We start from the raw sequence: 16,446 nt of genomic DNA on the forward strand, positions 1-16,446 counted from the left end.
GGTGTGATGTTGATACAGAACGCAACAAGGATGCCGTTAAAATTAGGATTGGCAATTCAAAGTGCTGGAAGAATTTGGGGGAATATTGGAAAGCCTTTTCGATTTACACGAAGTGGATGTTAGAGAGTGCCTTAAAAAACTTATCGATATTAAGAAAAACCGAAACAGACGTTTCTCGCAGAGGGCATTCGCTATTCAATTAGGGTTTACTTCTTCAACGTTCAATGAAATTTTGACGGGCAAGCGCAACCTCTCTAAAAAAAGCATTAATAAAATCAAACTGGGCCTAGGAAAAGATCCGGACATAAAAAAATATCTGTATGAAAGCGCGAAAGTTTCTTTGTCACAGCGCTGGTACTATGATGCTTTTCTTGAACTGGTTGCGACGGAAGGTTTTGAAGAAATCCCATCATGGATTGCCGGCAGATTAGGAATCAGTGAAGAACAGGCCCGATTCGGACTTGAAGAACTTGAGCAAAATGGAACGCTCACCAGAAATACGTCCGGCTGTCTAGTACACGCAGAAGGCTTGCGCCGCCGGGCGCACTTGCGACTTGTTAAAAATCCGCAAACCGAAGATCTTGCGAAATTATCTCAAGCTGTTATGGCCCCACAGTCGAATGAGCAGTTCTATGGAACTCTTGTGATGGCTATTGATCCGAATGATTTTGAATACATTCGTGCTCGGGTCATGGATGTCATGAAGGAGCACAGCGATTTCTTGTGTCGCGATGGAGTTAAAAAACAAGAAGTCTATCTTCTTAGTTTTGGATGTATGCCGTTAACCAAAAAAGTTTCTTCTTCGAAGTAATAAAAGGCCAGCTAGACGAGTATAGGAGGCCGCAAATTTCAGAAATTTTTCGGAGCAATCAAATCGTTAATTCGGGAACGGTCCCACTGAAACCGGCGCTAGACGGAATGGTTTCTTGTTCGTACCTAATTGACCTTGAGTATCTGCACCAGAGCAGTACCAATTTGTACCTACTTTACCGCAAGATCCATAGCCATTTCTGATATCAAAATCTGTGACCGTACCATAAGCGTTCAGCGTTGTCAGAAGGGTCGGCGATAAGTGATATTCATTGGTCAAGTAATCATTATTTCCGTGCTGGTCAAAGCGATTGTAACCCCAGCAGGAAACGGCGCCATTAGCGATGACACAATGATTTGTATATCCGCTTGCCAACTTATTGATATTTGTAAATGTATGTTCCACCGGAGCAGCTACGGCATTTCCGGTGCTGCCATTTCCTGACTGCTGACCGAAGCATCTCACTGTCGACGTTCCAAAGCGTGCACATGTTCCGTAACTCGACATCGCTAATTCATCTGCATTTAAGAATGCAGGAACTTGCACCAAGCCTGGTCTTAACGTCGTATCACCCAATCCAAGCTGGCCTTGAGCATTGTAGCCTGAGCACCAAACGGATTTGTCGGTTTTGATTACGCATGCGTGAAAGCGACCGAAAACAATTTTACTGTTATCACTTCCTGCTGATGTGATCTCAACTGGGTTTGTATAAAGTCCCATAGCCATGTCAAAAATCTCGGAAGTTGCTAAATTACCCCAACAGAAAAGTTTTCCACCTTTAATCGCACAGGCAAAATCATTGCCCATCGAAATGGCGAAGTCAGTCACACCTGATGTCAGACCTGCCGGTGTATTCGGATTTCCCGAAGTCGAAGTACTGGCTCGAATATACGAACGTCCCCAGCATTTCAGAACACCTAGTTGAATCGCACAACCACCGCTAGGCGCTGTCATCATTTTACCGATATTACTTTCCAGCGTTTTGATAGAAGTTGGAACTAGATACATACGATCAGACAAAATATTTCCGGCTTTGTTATGGATGTTGTCGCCCATGCATTTGACTCCGCCACCATAAACGCCGCAAGCATGTTCGTCGAAAATAGAAATAGCGCTGGCGCCTACAAAATCAGGGCTCAGATAAAAACCATTTGATTGAAGAACTTGCTGATCTCCCAACTGACCGAAACCTGAAAAACCAGTGCAATAGATTTGACCAGATCGTATGAAACAAGTGTGGGCCCCCGGGCCGCCGGCGATAGCCGTCACATTCGCGGATCCACCGACGACCGGCGAAAGTGGAATGATAGAAGTTCCCGTGGGTTGATTAATACCGCCTTCACCGAAGTAGTTGCGACCGCGGCAGTGAGCCTGTCCGCCCATCACAACGCAAGTTTGCACACCAATCGTCATATCTGTGAGATTCACGTACTCGCTCATCAGAGTAGGGGTCGGCACATCAGCACTTAAGCCAGTGACAATCTGGTAGTCGCCGTTGTTACCCCAACAATAAACTTGATTGGATGAGTTCTTAGCGCAGGTGCCATAATAGCCCGTCCAGAAGTCTGTCACAGTGCCAAGGCCAGGAACCGCAGAAATACTCCAGCTAGGATTGAAGTGGCCTAAGCCCAATTCTCCATTCGTATTTACGCCCCAGCAATAAAGTGCTCCGGTTTTCAATGCGCAGGCATGTGTCCAGCCCATCATGACTTTACCAACTCCGGAAGTAAGACCCGCAATACTCACCGGAACTGCCGATGACGAAGTCGTCGACGGATCACCCAATATTCCAAAATCTTTAGCACCCCAGCAATAAACTCCTCCGTCTTTGACGGCACAAGAGTTCATATAACCTATACTCACCGAAGTGACTCCAGAAGACATTCCTGTTACTAAAGTTGCGGTTGAGCGAGTTGTAAGACTTCCGTTACCCAAAAGGCCGGCCCCCGGGTAGTTGTTATGAGCTCCCACGCCTGCACAGTAAAGGGCTCCTGCATTCGTGATGGCGCAGGTGATGGATGAGCGAGTCGATATTTTAACTGCCGGCGCAGGGAGAGTGAATTCCACAGGTGTCGATGAAGCGATATAATTGCCTCGGCCCAGTTGGCCTGAATTATTAATACCCCAGCAATAGACTTTTCCACTGCTAGTCCGTGCACAAGTGTGATTGTCGGCAGCGTGAACTTCGACAGCGTCTTTTCCGGCAGGTGAGTCGTTGTCATTGATGATAATGTCTGCATTTGAAATATACGAAGTACCACCAGTGATACCGGTAATTTTGATAGGAACACGCTTAAAGAGTTCATCAACGGCATTGTCTAAACTTGTCAGACTTCCAAATGATATCGTCGTCGCGCCTGATGGAATAGAAGCCGTGCCTGACGTGGTGGCCATTGTATAATCGGTGCCCGCTGCCGCGCAGTCGACTCCTGTACACGTGTCGCGAGTCCAATTAATCGCAACCGCCCCCTTGTCCGTTGGATGTGACAGTGTCGCGATCAAACTTGTTGTTGCGCCCTCAGTAACATAAACGTCTTGGATCGTGACTAAAGGTGGTTCTTCGTCATCCGTGATTGTCACGGTGTGAACTGTGTTAGTTCCCAAAGAGCCACCGACAGGCGAACTTAAGGTCATTTTGAAAGTTTCGTCATTTTCTTCCGTACTGTTATCTAAAATCGGAATAGAAATATTTACGGAAGTGCTTCCAGCAGCAATCGTCGCTGTCCCGTTGGTCGCGGTGTAATCGCTCCCCATCGTCGCCGTGGGCGCTGAACCGTTAGAGTAAGTGTAGCTGACACTGACCGCGATATCGACCGCTGCAGGAATGCTGACGGCGACAGTGTGCGTGGGATCGTTGTATTCAGAAATACTGGAGGTCGTACTTGTAAATTGAATCGCTGGCGAATTTTTTGTCCACGTCGCTGTCGTTGCCGCCGCATAGGTCTGCCAATTTCCAGCGGCATCTTTGCCGACAACGCAAAGTTTTACACTGCCGTTTGCATAAGCTGAAATATTATCTGTGATATTTGTCGTGTGTACGACTTCCGAAGCCGAATAACCGGTAGCCACCGTGCAATCTGTCGAAGCGGCAGGACCTATTTTATATTTGTATCCAACGACGCCGCTTCCATTGACGTCGATATTAAGTGCATATTTCGCGCTGGAGCCGGTAGGTTGCCCCGAAAGAGTTGCCGTCGGAGGAGTGTTATCAAAAACGATAGAGGCGGAACTCGCCATGGCGCTGACGTTTCCAGCCGCATCTTTCACCCAGGCATAAAGTGTTTTTGACTCATTCACGGTGCTGACCGTAAACGTCGCAGGTAAAGTCGTTCCTGCCGTCCATGTGCAGGAAGCCACCGCCGTATTATTTTCCATAATACAATAAGATGCCGGCGAGCCACTGACAGAAGATGTAATAGCAAAGCTTGTGCTGTTCGTCGGAGACGCATTTGTCACCGTGAAAGCAGTGATACCAGGAGCCGTCGTATCGATGACGATGTTTTTATTTGTTCCTAAAGATCCCGCCGCCGCAGTTCCTGGCAATGTTAATGTTGCATTGTTAGAAGCAGCGTCTCGAATAGTTGCAGAACTAATGGTCAAAGAGTTCGTTGCTGTATAGTTCAGATCAGCGACCGTATCAGTGGCTTGAACTGTGTAGTTAAAGATCAATGTATTCGTTCCCGTACCTGACGCATAAGAGGCAGAGCGAGCGGGCGTTGTGTTCAGAGCGAGCAGTGGAGTTCCGGTGACATTCACGTTTTCAGAGAAAGTAACACGAACATCAATAACATCACCAACGGTGTAAGCGCCGTTTGCTTTATTAGATGTGACATTGGTGATCGTAGGAACCGCCGTGTCTATCACTAAGGCACTGGAACAAGCCGACGTGACGGAATTCCCCGCAGAGTCTAGTGAGATGACTTGATAAGAGTAAGTCGTGCCATTTGCGCCTGTGAAACTGGAAGTTGTGGCCGTACTTATTTCGGTATTTTCTGTTCCCGTATAAGTATTGCAAGTAGCTCCTGTATAAAGACGCACCTTCTGTGAAGCCAGGTCCGTACTTGTCGACTTCGTCCATTGCGCTACGATAGCCGTGGTATTAGTTGGAGTCGTCTGCTGCCATGTAAGTGAAGAGGCGCTCACTGGAGCCGTGATATCGTAAGTAACAGTCGCATCCGTGAAAGTGGAGGCGTTATTGGTATTTCCAGCCGGATCACTGACTTTTCCTGCTGCAATAGATGGAATCAAAGTTCCAGCTGTGGTGACCGCTGTTGCTTGCAAAGTCCAAGTGATGTTATCTGACGTAGCTAAACTCCAAGTAATGCCTGACGCTGTTCCGCCTTGAGTGATATCTGCTATTGCGAAAGTGCTTGGATTGATAGCTTCTGTAAATACAATCGTGAATTCGACAGGCAAAGTATTCGTAGGATCGTCTTGTCCTGCTTTTTGATTGATAGTCAAAGAAGGCTTCGTTGTCTCATAGGTGATTTGATTATCCGTGCTCGTGCTTGCCGTATTGTTGTTGCCAGCAACATCGGTCAGCTTATTCGCCGTGATAGAAGGAATTAAAGTTCCCGCGCCGGTGATTGCGGTCGCTTTTAAAGACCACGTGATGTTGTCTGAAGTTGTTAGACTCCAGGTAATTCCCGTTGCTGTGCCGGACTGAGTGATATCCGCAACGACAAAATTAGTGATGGCTTCGCTTGCAACAATAGTGAATTCAACAGGCAAAGTATTCGTTGGATCTGCTTGCCCTAATTTTTGATTGATGGTCAGAGTAGGGGATGTCAAATCCTGAGTCCAAGTGACACTCGTAGCAGAGGTCAGAGCTTGTTCAACACTCGCGGAGTTTTTACCAAGGACACAGACCTTGATATCCGTATTGCCTAGCCCACTGACCGAGTCTGTGATGTTTGTCGCGACAGGAATGTCAGCCGAATACCCCGTTGCGACGGCACAGTTCGTGGAAGCGGCGGCACCCACTTTGTAGCGATAAGTCTGAACGTCTGCGCCGGCGACATCAATGTTCAAGGTCGTCTGATTTGTTTTTCCAGTAGGCTGGCCCGTGATCGTGGCGATAACGGCCGATGTATTGACGTTGAAAATAAAATCGTTGTTCGTCGCGGTTGTGGTATTTCCGACCGCATCGCGCGAAGAAACTCGAACTGTGTACTGAGTGCCGTTGTTTAAAGTGCAACCTGTAAATGTCGAAGAGGTTCCCGTCACAGTTTGTGCCGCACAAACTGTTGCTGAGGCATCACTGTTTCTAATTTCAACGACATAGTCAGCACTTCCTGCAGACGCTTCCCAATGAGCTGTTGCCGTTGAACCATTTGTCAGCCATTCATCTTCAGTCGTGTCGGTGCCGCCAGTAACACCGCTGATAGCGAAAGCCCCTGGTGCCTGCGTATCAATCACAAGTGCCTTATTGGCGCCTAATGAACCTGTTGAACCAGGTGCAGGCAAGCTCAAGACCATGTCGTTTCCGAAGCTGTCCTTGATGGCGGCTCCCGCTAAAGACAAAGCATTGATAGATTCATAATCAAGATCGCTGGAGTTGTCTCCGGCTTGAACGGTGTATTGGAAAATCAGGGTGTTGGTTCCTGAACCGCTTAGATAGGTCGCTGCTTGATCCGTCGAGCCCGTCTCTACTAAAAGTTCAGGTGTTCCGCCAGTCACAGTGACATTTTCAGAAAACTGCACTGAAATTGGAATCACTTGACCTGCTTTATAAGATCCATTTGCCAGGGACGAAGTGACGGATAGAACCGAACCGGGAAGATCCAAAGTATATTGAACGGTGGCGGCCGTCGGTAAAGGATTAGCAGCTAAATCCGCTAAAGAAGTTTTTGCGGTCAGCGTACAAACTTCGCCGTTGGCCGGAGGAGTTGTCACCGTCAAATTCACAACGGCCGAAGTCGCACTCGAAAGTGAGGCACCAGCGATAGAAACGTTGGCACCGGCCGAACATGTGATACTCCAGTTTGAAGCAGTCTCAATTGAAGTTTGTAACATCGCTTCACTGAAATGAACCGTGACGGAGGCGGGAAGACTTGAGCGAACACTGGTTGCGGGATTGAACGAAGCCACAGTCGGAGCCGTGCGGTCCATGGTCAATGCCGTGGAGCAAGCAGAGACCGACACATTTCCGGATGTATCGATGACAGTGATATTATACGAGTAAGTGTCTCCGTCAGTTCCCGTGAAGGAGCGATTGACAGCGGACGTGGCCAAAGAAATTGCCGAGCCTTCCAAGGTTAGACATGAAGAGTCCTTATAAAACTGGATCTTTTGTTCGGCGATATCTGTTGCATCAGAAAGCGCCCATGTCGCCGATACGGGAGAGGCTTTAGTTGGTGAGGTTTGCAACCAAGACAAACTTGTCGGTAAAGAAGGAGCGTTGGTATCGTAAGTCACCTGGCTATCGGAACTGGTTGATACGGTATTTAAGTTTCCGGCTAGGTCTGAAAATTTATCTGCGTTGATAACCGGGTGAATCACACCATTATTATCAACACCTGAAACCGTCAGTTCATAATGAGTGGAATCAATCTTCGTCAGTGTGTACGTGTTCACCAAAGCGGAACCCGAAAAACTGACATCCGAATCAGTCAAAGAACTTTCGGCAAGGGCTTCACTAAATACCAAAGTAAATCGCACTGGCAAGGTGTTCGTAGGATCTGCTTGGCCTGCCTTCTGGCTGATGACGACAGAAGGTTTTAATGTGTCATAGTTCCAAGCGTAGTTTGTCGAAGCCGAGTAGGGTTGCCAGAAGTTGTTAGTGTCTTTTCCAATCACGCAGATCTTTAAATTTTGATTCGCCAGCGAAAGAAGAGAATCCGTGATCTTCGTTCCCACGGCAATTTCACTAGAGTATCCCGAAGAAACAGCACAGTCTGTGCTGCCTTGGACACCGAGTTTATAGCGATAGTGAGTGATGTTTGTCCTTGAAACAGTGATATCTAGATCGTCAACATTGCTCGGATTGGCGGGACGTCCACCCAATACGGCTGCGACTTCAACCCCGATGCCTGACATATTCAAGGAACCGCTATCGGCGATATCGGGATTGGTGTAATTCCAAGAAAGTGTTTGTGCATGAGTGTTCACTTCAGTCGGAGAATACGTAAGGACGAGTGTACAGGAAGAGTGACCGTTAAGAGTTCCTGTACAAGTCCCCCCAGTCCCCGGAAAGGAACCCCCTTTAAAAGCAAATGGCGCGGACAAAGAGCTTAAGTTTAAATTTTCTGCCGGCGCATCTTCGCTATTTTGCAAAGTCACCGATCTTTCAATCACGGAGTCTTTAAGCTGAGCCCCGAAATCCAAAGTCGCAGCCGTCGCCGTCACTTTCGCGCGTGTTGTTTTGTCCTTTACGACGAAAGAAATGAAATTTGTGTCAAGGTCTGAAAAGCGCTCTCCGGTGAAACGAAGTTGAAACGTCTCATCACTTTCAATTTTCGTGTCACGAGTTGGCTTGATGATAAAACTAATGGAACTGACTCCAGGATGAACAATCAAAGTTCCATTGGAAGCCTCAAAGTCCCCATCGGCATCGTTCAACGTCCAGCCCAGATCTTCGGCCTTCAAAGTCATGCCCGAGACATTGGGAGTTTCGATGCTTAATGTGATTTGATGGCCAATGCCTTCTTCAAGGACGACAGCCGTACCGGACTCAACTGTGATCTTTCTTAAGATTTCATTTTCGCTAAATAAAGGAGTCAGCGAGGCGTTCATACTACAACTTGTCAGTAGTAGGGCCACCCAAAGCGCTAAAATGTATTTTAAATACGTACCGGCGTTGAACATCACTGTTCTTTTCGGCCTTTTTAAAGATGAAATAAAGGTCTTTCGAAGAAGAAAAAGTCCAGTCTTTGTAGAGATTTACATGCATTGTGAATGTGAAATATTGTTCGGAGTTGAACGGGGATTCTCACTTTCAGACGAGGTAAACAATAGCCCTGGCCCCTGGCATTCGAAGGCTTTACATCTGGACGAGGATGCGATTTTAACTTACTTTCGACTCTTATGAGTGACGATAAAAATCAATTTGGCTGGAATTTTGATAACACCTATGCGCGACTGTCTGACGTCTTTTTTGAAAGAGTGAATCCGACGCCCGCCCGTACTCCTGTGATGGTGATGTTTAACAAAGCTCTAGCTCAAGATCTTGGCTTAAATGTTTCAGAACTAGAAAAGCAGGGACAGAATTTTTTTGCGGGTAACAATCTTTTTAAAGGCTCAGAACCCATCGCCCAAGCCTATGCTGGTCATCAATTCGGACACATCAATATGTTGGGTGACGGGCGTGCGAATCTTTTAGGTGAACACGTGACTCCCAAAGGCGAGCGTTTTGATATTCAGCTTAAAGGGGCGGGCCGAACGCGTTTTTCTCGACGTGGTGATGGTCTTGCCGCTTTAGGCCCGATGCTTCGCGAGTATATTATCAGCGAAGCGATGTTCGCCTTAGGCATTCCCACGACGCGAAGTCTTGCGGTGGTAACAACCGGAGAACAAGTCATCAGAGAAACACCCTTACCGGGGGCGGTGCTAACCCGGGTTGCTAGCAGCCACCTGCGCGTGGGAACATTCGAATATGCTGCGGGTTTTGATCAAGGTAAAAACTTACGCGAACTCGCAGATTACACTCTTCGTCGTCACTATCCTAATTTGGTGTCGCACCCTGAACCTTACGTCGCTCTTTTGAAGGCGGTCATCGAACGTCAGGCGTCGTTGATTGTTAAATGGATGCAAGTGGGTTTTGTTCACGGCGTGATGAACACGGACAACATGACTATTTCTGGTGAGACGATCGACTACGGTCCTTGTGCTTTCATGGATCGCTTTTCACTTTCTACGGTTTTTAGTTCCATCGATGTTCAAGGAAGATATTCCTATGGACAACAGCCCTCGATCGGGCAATGGAATTTAGCGCGCTTCGCAGAAACCTTGCTTCCACTCTTTAGCGCTTCTCAAGAGGAGGCGATTGCGAAAGCCGAAGAAGCTCTTGATACTTACGCCGAGCATTTGCAGCGTCACTGGGTGACGGGCATGCGCGGTAAACTAGGAATCGTGCAAGCAGGAGAGGACGATATGCCTCTCTTTAATTCGCTTTTAGAACTTATGGAGAAGAATCAGGTCGACTACACGAATACTTTCCGGGGTCTCGCGAACGGGAAGATGTTGGATGAACCGCTCTTTAAAAGTTCCGAATTCTTAGAGTGGCACAAAGCTTGGCAAGCGCGAAATCCTGACTTGGACTTAATGCTTAAGCATAATCCAGCCGTCATCCCTCGTAATCATATGGTCGAGAAAGCTCTGGCGGCCGCCGTCGAAAAAAATGACTACTCCGTTGTGAACCTTTTGCTCGAGGTTGTTCGAAATCCTTTCGTCGAGCCTAAGGATGGTGCAGAGTTTTTGAGTCCCGCTGATGATGAAGATTATCAAACTTTTTGCGGGACTTAATTGTGTCTTTCAATGATGTTTTAGGCTGGGTGGCCTCGCTTGTTCTGATCGCTACGATTGTGAATCAGATACGCAAACAGATCCGTGATCGGACTTCGGAAGGAGTTTCGATTTATCTTTTTGCAGGGCAGATTTTCTCAAGCCTGGGTCTGACTGTTTATTCTTATAATTTGGGGAATTGGGTTTTTACGGTTTTGAATTTCGTTTTGCTCTTAACAAATATCACCGGATTTTATTTTACTAAGAAGTTTAAGGATGAGGAGAAGGGGTAGTTTTTTTTCATTTCGATATTTTTTCTGAAGACTGATGAGTTTGGCTTGTTTCTCGCTTCGCTTGAAACTCGCTTTTTGATTTTGGCTTCTTGTTCGCTTTGCTCACAAGTCGCATCTTGGTGCTTCGATCGTGGAGTGGCCCTCGGTCCTTTGGACCGCCTTCGGCGCCTTCGAGGACGCATCCTGCGTCGTCGATGAACCCCTGTTGTCGGCGCGCGCTGCTTGCCGCGAGCTTTGGTGATCTTTTTTTTTGCGCCAACCTTTTGAGTTCAAAGCCCCTTGGGAGAACCAAGACTGTGAGTAAAAATAAAAAACCCGAATCTTTCGATTCGGGTTTTTTATTTTTAGTTACAAAATTTGGCGTTCCCAAGGGGATTTGAACCCCTGTATCCTCCGTGAAAGGGAGGTGTCCTAGGCCCCTAGACGATGGGAACGTGTAGAGAAAAAACAGAAAATGGTGGCTCGCGATGGATTCGAACCATCGACCCCTTCATTAAAAGTGAAGTGCTCTACCAGCTGAGCTAGCGAACCACTGTCCGTTTAGGAAGTGCTAATTTGTAGTAAGGCGGGGGCAAAGTCAATACGATTTCTTGCTGTTTTTTAAAAATTTTTGCGATTTTTTTATAAAAAAAAGGGCTTTGCTTAAGGCATAAGCAAAGCCCTTCGTGAATTCGCTAACTGTGCTTAATTATTGAACAAAGGTTTGACCCACAATGTCTGCTCGCGGCCCGGGCCGACGGAAATTACGTCGATCGGAGTTCCCAATTGTGAGCCTAAGTAGTCAATGTAGTTTGTTGTTGGACGCGGAAGATCTGAAAGTGTTTTTACTTTCGTTAAATCTTCTTTCCAGCCGGGGATCCACTCGATCACAGGTTCTACTTTTTCCAACTCGTACGGAGATGTTGGAAGCTCGGTGATTGTTTCGCCATTCAATTTGTAAGCTGTGCACACACCGATGCGATCGTGACCTGTTAGGACGTCTAACTTCATCATCGCTAGGTTCGTAATACCATTCACGCGGATCGCGTATTTCAAGGCGACTAGATCCAACCAACCACAACGGCGTGCACGGCCTGTTGTCGAGCCGAATTCGTGGCCGTCGGCTTGGATTTTTTTGCCGATTTCGTCGTGAAGTTCTGTGGGGAATGGGCCGCTTCCTACGCGAGTCGCATAAGCTTTGAAAACACCGATCACTTTTTGAATGCTCATCGGGCTGATGCCTGCGCTGGCGCAAGCATTCGAGGCCAATGTCGAAGAGCTTGTTACGAACGGATACGTTCCGTGCATCACATCCAACATCGTACCTTGAGCGCCTTCGAACAAAACGCGCTTTCCGGCTTTCAAGTTTTTGTTGATGAAGAGTGAAGAATCTTTGCAACGATACGGAGCTAAATCTTCTGCTACTTTTTGAAGGTCCGCCATGATGTCTTCCAACTTGAAAGTCGGCGCCTTGTAGTAGTTTTCCAGCATGAAGTTTTTCTCGCGCAATGCCAGTTCCACTTTTGCTTTTAAAGTTTCGCGATCGAAAATATCACCGAACAAAACAGCGCGGCGAGAAGCGCGGTCTTCGTAAGCGGGGCCAATGCCTTTTCCCGTTGTGCCGATTTTGCTATCGCTCAATGCTGCTTCACGAGCCGCATCTAAAGCTTTGTGATACGGAAGAATGATTGTTGCTGTGTCTGAGATCAACAATTGCTTTGGATTTTGCAAATAACCTGTGGCTTTTAATTTGTTGATTTCATCGCGGATAGAGAAAACATCGATCACAACACCCGGAGCAATCACGCATGTTGTTTCTGGACGAAGAATTCCGCTGGGTACCAAGTGAAGAACTGTTTTCTGACCGTTGACCACGAGCGTGTGGCCCGCGTTGGCGCCGCCTTGGTAGCGAACGACCATGTCTGCTTTTTCAGCGAAGACATCAATAAGTTTACCTTTACCTTCATCGCCCCATTGGGCTCCGACAACAACAACACCTGACATTGCAATTCCCTTCGAAGGTACCAGTCCCCTGGTACCTTCGAACTTTCTCGCAAGAGATTCAGTCAGGCAAGTTTTTATTCTCCTTTAAATGGAGCGGCTCCGTACCAAGGGGCTCTTGGCGGGAGGGTGTCAGAAGTCGACCCGTCGATAAAAAACGCCATAAGCTTATTAGCTGCCACCTGGGAGGCTTTAAAGAACGCATCCTCGGTATTGGCTCCAATATGCGGCGTGAGAATCACGTTCGGATACGTGAGAAGTTTTGAGTTTCGGGACAACGGTTCTTTTTCAAAGACATCCAGTCCGACGGAGCGCAGCCAACCTTTTTCAATGGCTTCGCACAGGTCGTTTTCATTGATCACGGAACCGCGCGACGTGTTGATTAAAGTCAAACCGCGATGAATATATTCAAAGTGCGAACGGTTGAGCATATGCTCTGTTTCCAGGGTCTTTGGCACGTGAAAGCTTAAGATATCAGCAGTTTTTAAAACCTCTTCATAACTTAAACGGGGAATTTTCAAGCGTTCAAAAACTTCGTCCTCCTGATAAGGATCAAAAGCGACAACGTTCATGCCAAAAGCTTGGGCTAGTTCGGCGACGCGGGAACCGATTCGTCCCAAACCTACGATGCCGTAGGTGCGACCAGAAAGCTCAATGCCTGTCACCAGATCGCGCTTCCATTCGCCAGCTTTCACCATCTTGTGCGATTGCGGAATATTATTCACACAGTTTAGAACCAAACCCCATGTCAATTGCGCCGCCGACTCAATATTTGCTGAAGGCGTATGCATCACTGTCACGCCCCATTTTTGAGTGGCATCCAAATCAATGTGATCAAAGCCACTGGTGCAGGTGATGATAAGCTGCAACTGACGGGCTTTTTTTAAAAGCTCTTCATTCACTGTTGTGCGACTGCGAATGATCAATGCATTGGCGCTCACCAGGTGTTCCAGCGGCAGATGCTGAGGGTTATCACTGCGCACCACTTCAAACTGGCTATGTTGTTGCAAGTACAAAAAACTATCTTGCGCGAAGCGGTCGGTGATCAGAATTTTTTTCTTCATGGATTGTCCCTTAACCACGCGCGCGCTTCATCGGTGATATTTGAAATGTGCTCTAAAGATATAAAATCAGGATCAAAGAAACGCAGAGTGTGTCCCAAGCACTCAATCAAGCGCACTTGTTCTTCATCTTGAATGTAACCCATGTGGCCGACGCGAATGATTTTACCCTTTGCTTGATCTTGGCCACCCATGATTGTAATGGCGTGAGTTTCCTCTAGGTGCAGGCGGATTTTTTGTCCGTCCATTCCTGCAGGCACCGTCAAAGCGGTGACTGAATCACTCGGAGATTTCGCATAAAGTCCGAAACCTAATTTCAAACCGAATTTGCGAGTGAACTCAGCTCGGCGATGAATGATACGAAAAAGTTCTTGTAAGCCTTGTTTTTCAATCAAGCCCAGGACCGTGTCTAAGGCGCGAATGATCGCCACGTTTGAAGAATAAAAAGTTTCTCCACTGCCATTCGCTTTCTTTTCTTTGCGCAAATCAAAATAGTAGCGAGGGCATTTTGCTTGATCGACAAACTTCCAAGCTTTTTGTGACAAAGCTAAGAAGGTCATTCCTGTGGGTAACATAAAAGCTTTTTGCGAACCGGCGACTAAGCCATCAATACCCCAAGCGTCCATAGGCAGGGGATAAGCACCCAAAGCGGTGATGGCGTCGACCAAAAGTAAAGTCTCGGAATATTTTTTTACAACAGATGCGAGCTCCTGAATGGGATGCGCTACCGCCGTGGAAGTTTCACAGGCCTGGCAAAGAACTGCACGCGTATCAGGATTTTTCTTCAGCAACTCGTCAACTTCAGCAACTTTGATGGTTTCGCCCCAAGGAACATTGACGATAGTGACTTCCGCGCCAAAAGTTTTTGCCATATCGGCCCAGCGCTCACCAAATTTTCCTGATACAATCGCGATCACTTTATCGCCCGGGGAAAGCAGGTTCACTAAAAGTGCTTCCATGCCGCCAGAGCCTGTGGAGGTCAAAAGATAAACATCTTGCTCGGTTTGAAAAACGTTTTTAATTCCTTTTAAAACACGCTTCAAAATGGCGTCAAATTCAGGGGTGCGGTGATGAATCATCGGAAGTGCCAATACTTTGCGCACCTCAGGATGAAGATTCACGGGGCCTGGCGCCAGCAAACTGTAATTGTCATTGAGAGATGTCATTTTTCTTCCTTGATATCTTCAGTATTTTATACTCAACTGGTCCCGTGGACGCAATCTTTAAAGGCCTTCTCATTCTGACTGTCAGCTTCTCGGTTTTACTCTCGGGATGCGCTTACCGCATGGGAGCTGCGAGTCGCAGTATTCCAGGTGGGTACAAGCAGATTTCAGTGCCTATTTTCAAAAATAGGACTCAAGAAACCGGCATTGAAGTCGGCTTCACAAATGCGTTGATTTTAGAGTTTCAACGTTCGCGCATTGCTCGCATTGTGGACAACTCTTTGTCAGAAGTGGCAGTGATCGGGCAGATCGATAATATTCAATACATTCCCGGAGCAAAACGTGTCGCCGGTGAGCAGTCTTCGGCCTATCTTCCTAACGGAACTGTCATCGCGACGGAGTACCGGATTCTTCTTACAGTAACTGTCAAAGTGGTGCGACAAGCTGATGGAACAGAGCTTTGGAGCGGAAGTTTCAGCGGAGAGCGTACTTATGCGGCACCTCAGGTGACGCTCGCAGGCGTGAACTCGGTAAATCCTCTTTACAATCTTTCTGCACGCAGGCAGAACATTGACGTCATGGCGAACGACATCATGGCCGAAGCCCATGATCGTATTACAGAAAATTTTTAAGCACCGGGGAAAAGGTCTTTACGACTTTTTTTGAGAAAAACGATGGCACTGATTGATGCGCAGAAATTCTATAAAGACCTCGAAAAAGGTCAACTTGCGCCAATGTACTTTCTTTTCGGTGAAGAGCCTTATCTCCTGAATCAAAGTGTTGAAAGATTTAAATACGCGGTCCTGACGGAAGGGGCGGTGGATTTTAACTACAGCCTTTTTTACGCCAGTGATGCTGATGTGGTTGCGATTCGCGATGCAGTAGAAACCCTGCCGATGATGGCGGCTCGTCGTTTGGTCATCTTGAAAGAAGCGCAAGAGCTCACGGACAAAGAGTGGGCTGAATTTGACAGCCTTATCGAGTCTCCGGTGGAAAGCACGGTGTTTGTAATTCTGGCTTCCAGAGTCGACAAACGTAAGAAACAAATCCGTCAGTTGCTTGAAAAAGCGGACTGCGTGGAATTTAAAAAGCCTTACGAAAATCAGATTCCATCTTGGATCAATTACATCGCGCAAACTTTGGGCCTTACGATCAGCAACGACGCCATTCACTTATTGCACAAGCTCGTAGGTCATCATCTGACCGAGATTGAAGCGGAACTGAAAAAGTTAGGCGATTTCGTCGGCGGCCAACGTCGCATCGAAATGCAAGATGTGGCGCAAGCCGTGTCTCGCTCCAAAGAAGAAAACGTCTTTGATTTTACGAAAGCCATCGGTCAAAACGATCGCGTAAAGGCTCTAGAACACTTGGTTCATCTTTTGGATCAAGGGCAGAATGAGATCGGCATTGTCTCTTTGGTGGCCCGTCATGTGCGGGTGCTTTTGACTTTAAAGCGCGGCATGGATGAAGGCCTTCATGGGGCGAAGCTTGCTCACTATGCGCAGATTCCGCCTTACTTCCTTGAGAGCTACTTGGATCAAGCCCGACTTTGGACTGCGAAAAAGTTAGAACAAACACTGGTGGTTCTGTCTGAGACGGATAAGGCCCTTAAGTCCTCACCATTGTCTAGCCACATCTGGCTTGAAAACATGGTCCTAAAAACTTGTGGATCATCTCAAAACTTCGCTCTGAACTAG

9 protein-coding genes and 2 tRNA genes are annotated in these 16,446 nt (G+C 47.3%); 5 read left to right on the top strand and 6 right to left on the bottom strand.

All coding sequences use genetic code 11. The features are described 5' to 3' along the window. Positions 1-85 precede the first annotated feature (85 nt). Positions 86-811 carry a DUF4423 domain-containing protein gene (locus ACLWBD_RS06235; RefSeq protein ID WP_413570079.1) on the top strand — a complete coding sequence of 242 codons (726 nt, stop codon included), beginning with the start codon at positions 86-88 and terminating at the stop codon, positions 809-811. Between the two features lie 66 nt (positions 812-877). Here ACLWBD_RS06235 and ACLWBD_RS06240 read toward each other — a convergent pair whose 3' ends face one another. After that, complete coding sequence (locus ACLWBD_RS06240) at positions 878-8,545, bottom strand: Calx-beta domain-containing protein (RefSeq protein WP_413570080.1); 7,668 nt, start codon at positions 8,543-8,545, stop codon at positions 878-880. A 291-nt stretch (positions 8,546-8,836) separates the two neighbouring features. Here ACLWBD_RS06240 and ACLWBD_RS06245 point away from each other — a divergent pair, with 291 nt between their 5' ends. Continuing rightward, positions 8,837-10,273 carry a protein adenylyltransferase SelO gene (locus ACLWBD_RS06245; protein ID WP_413570081.1) on the top strand — a complete coding sequence of 479 codons (1,437 nt, stop codon included), beginning with the start codon at positions 8,837-8,839 and terminating at the stop codon, positions 10,271-10,273. Positions 10,274-10,275: 2 nt separating this feature from the next. Then, positions 10,276-10,545: a hypothetical protein gene (locus ACLWBD_RS06250; RefSeq protein WP_063209494.1), complete on the top strand. Its 270-nt coding sequence runs from the start codon at positions 10,276-10,278 to the stop codon at positions 10,543-10,545. 358 nt (positions 10,546-10,903) lie between these two features. Here the strand turns inward: ACLWBD_RS06250 and ACLWBD_RS06255 are convergent. The 5 genes from ACLWBD_RS06255 to ACLWBD_RS06275 form a co-directional block, all read right to left on the bottom strand. Further along, a tRNA-Glu gene (locus ACLWBD_RS06255) sits at positions 10,904-10,979 on the bottom strand. Positions 10,980-11,000: 21 nt separating this feature from the next. Beyond that, a tRNA-Lys gene (locus ACLWBD_RS06260) sits at positions 11,001-11,076 on the bottom strand. 153 nt (positions 11,077-11,229) lie between these two features. Next, positions 11,230-12,528, bottom strand: coding sequence for an adenylosuccinate synthase (locus tag ACLWBD_RS06265; RefSeq protein ID WP_063209518.1), 1,299 nt, complete (start codon positions 12,526-12,528; stop codon positions 11,230-11,232). Positions 12,529-12,602: 74 nt separating this feature from the next. Then, a complete protein-coding gene (locus ACLWBD_RS06270; protein ID WP_063209520.1) occupies positions 12,603-13,589 on the bottom strand; it encodes a D-2-hydroxyacid dehydrogenase in 987 nt (328 codons plus the stop codon). After that, positions 13,586-14,752, bottom strand: coding sequence for a pyridoxal-phosphate-dependent aminotransferase family protein (locus ACLWBD_RS06275; protein ID WP_413570082.1), 1,167 nt, complete (start codon positions 14,750-14,752; stop codon positions 13,586-13,588). Before ACLWBD_RS06275 ends, ACLWBD_RS06270 begins: the two co-directional genes overlap by 4 nt. A gap of 44 nt (positions 14,753-14,796) precedes the next feature. Here ACLWBD_RS06275 and ACLWBD_RS06280 point away from each other — a divergent pair, with 44 nt between their 5' ends. Then, positions 14,797-15,381: an LptE family protein gene (locus tag ACLWBD_RS06280; protein ID WP_063209524.1), complete on the top strand. Its 585-nt coding sequence runs from the start codon at positions 14,797-14,799 to the stop codon at positions 15,379-15,381. Positions 15,382-15,423: 42 nt separating this feature from the next. After that, positions 15,424-16,446: a DNA polymerase III subunit delta gene (holA, locus tag ACLWBD_RS06285; RefSeq protein WP_413570083.1), complete on the top strand. Its 1,023-nt coding sequence runs from the start codon at positions 15,424-15,426 to the stop codon at positions 16,444-16,446.

It is taken from the genome of Bdellovibrio sp. HCB117 (genome assembly GCF_047305915.1).
Classification (GTDB): Bacteria; Bdellovibrionota; Bdellovibrionia; order Bdellovibrionales; family Bdellovibrionaceae; genus Bdellovibrio; species Bdellovibrio bacteriovorus_B.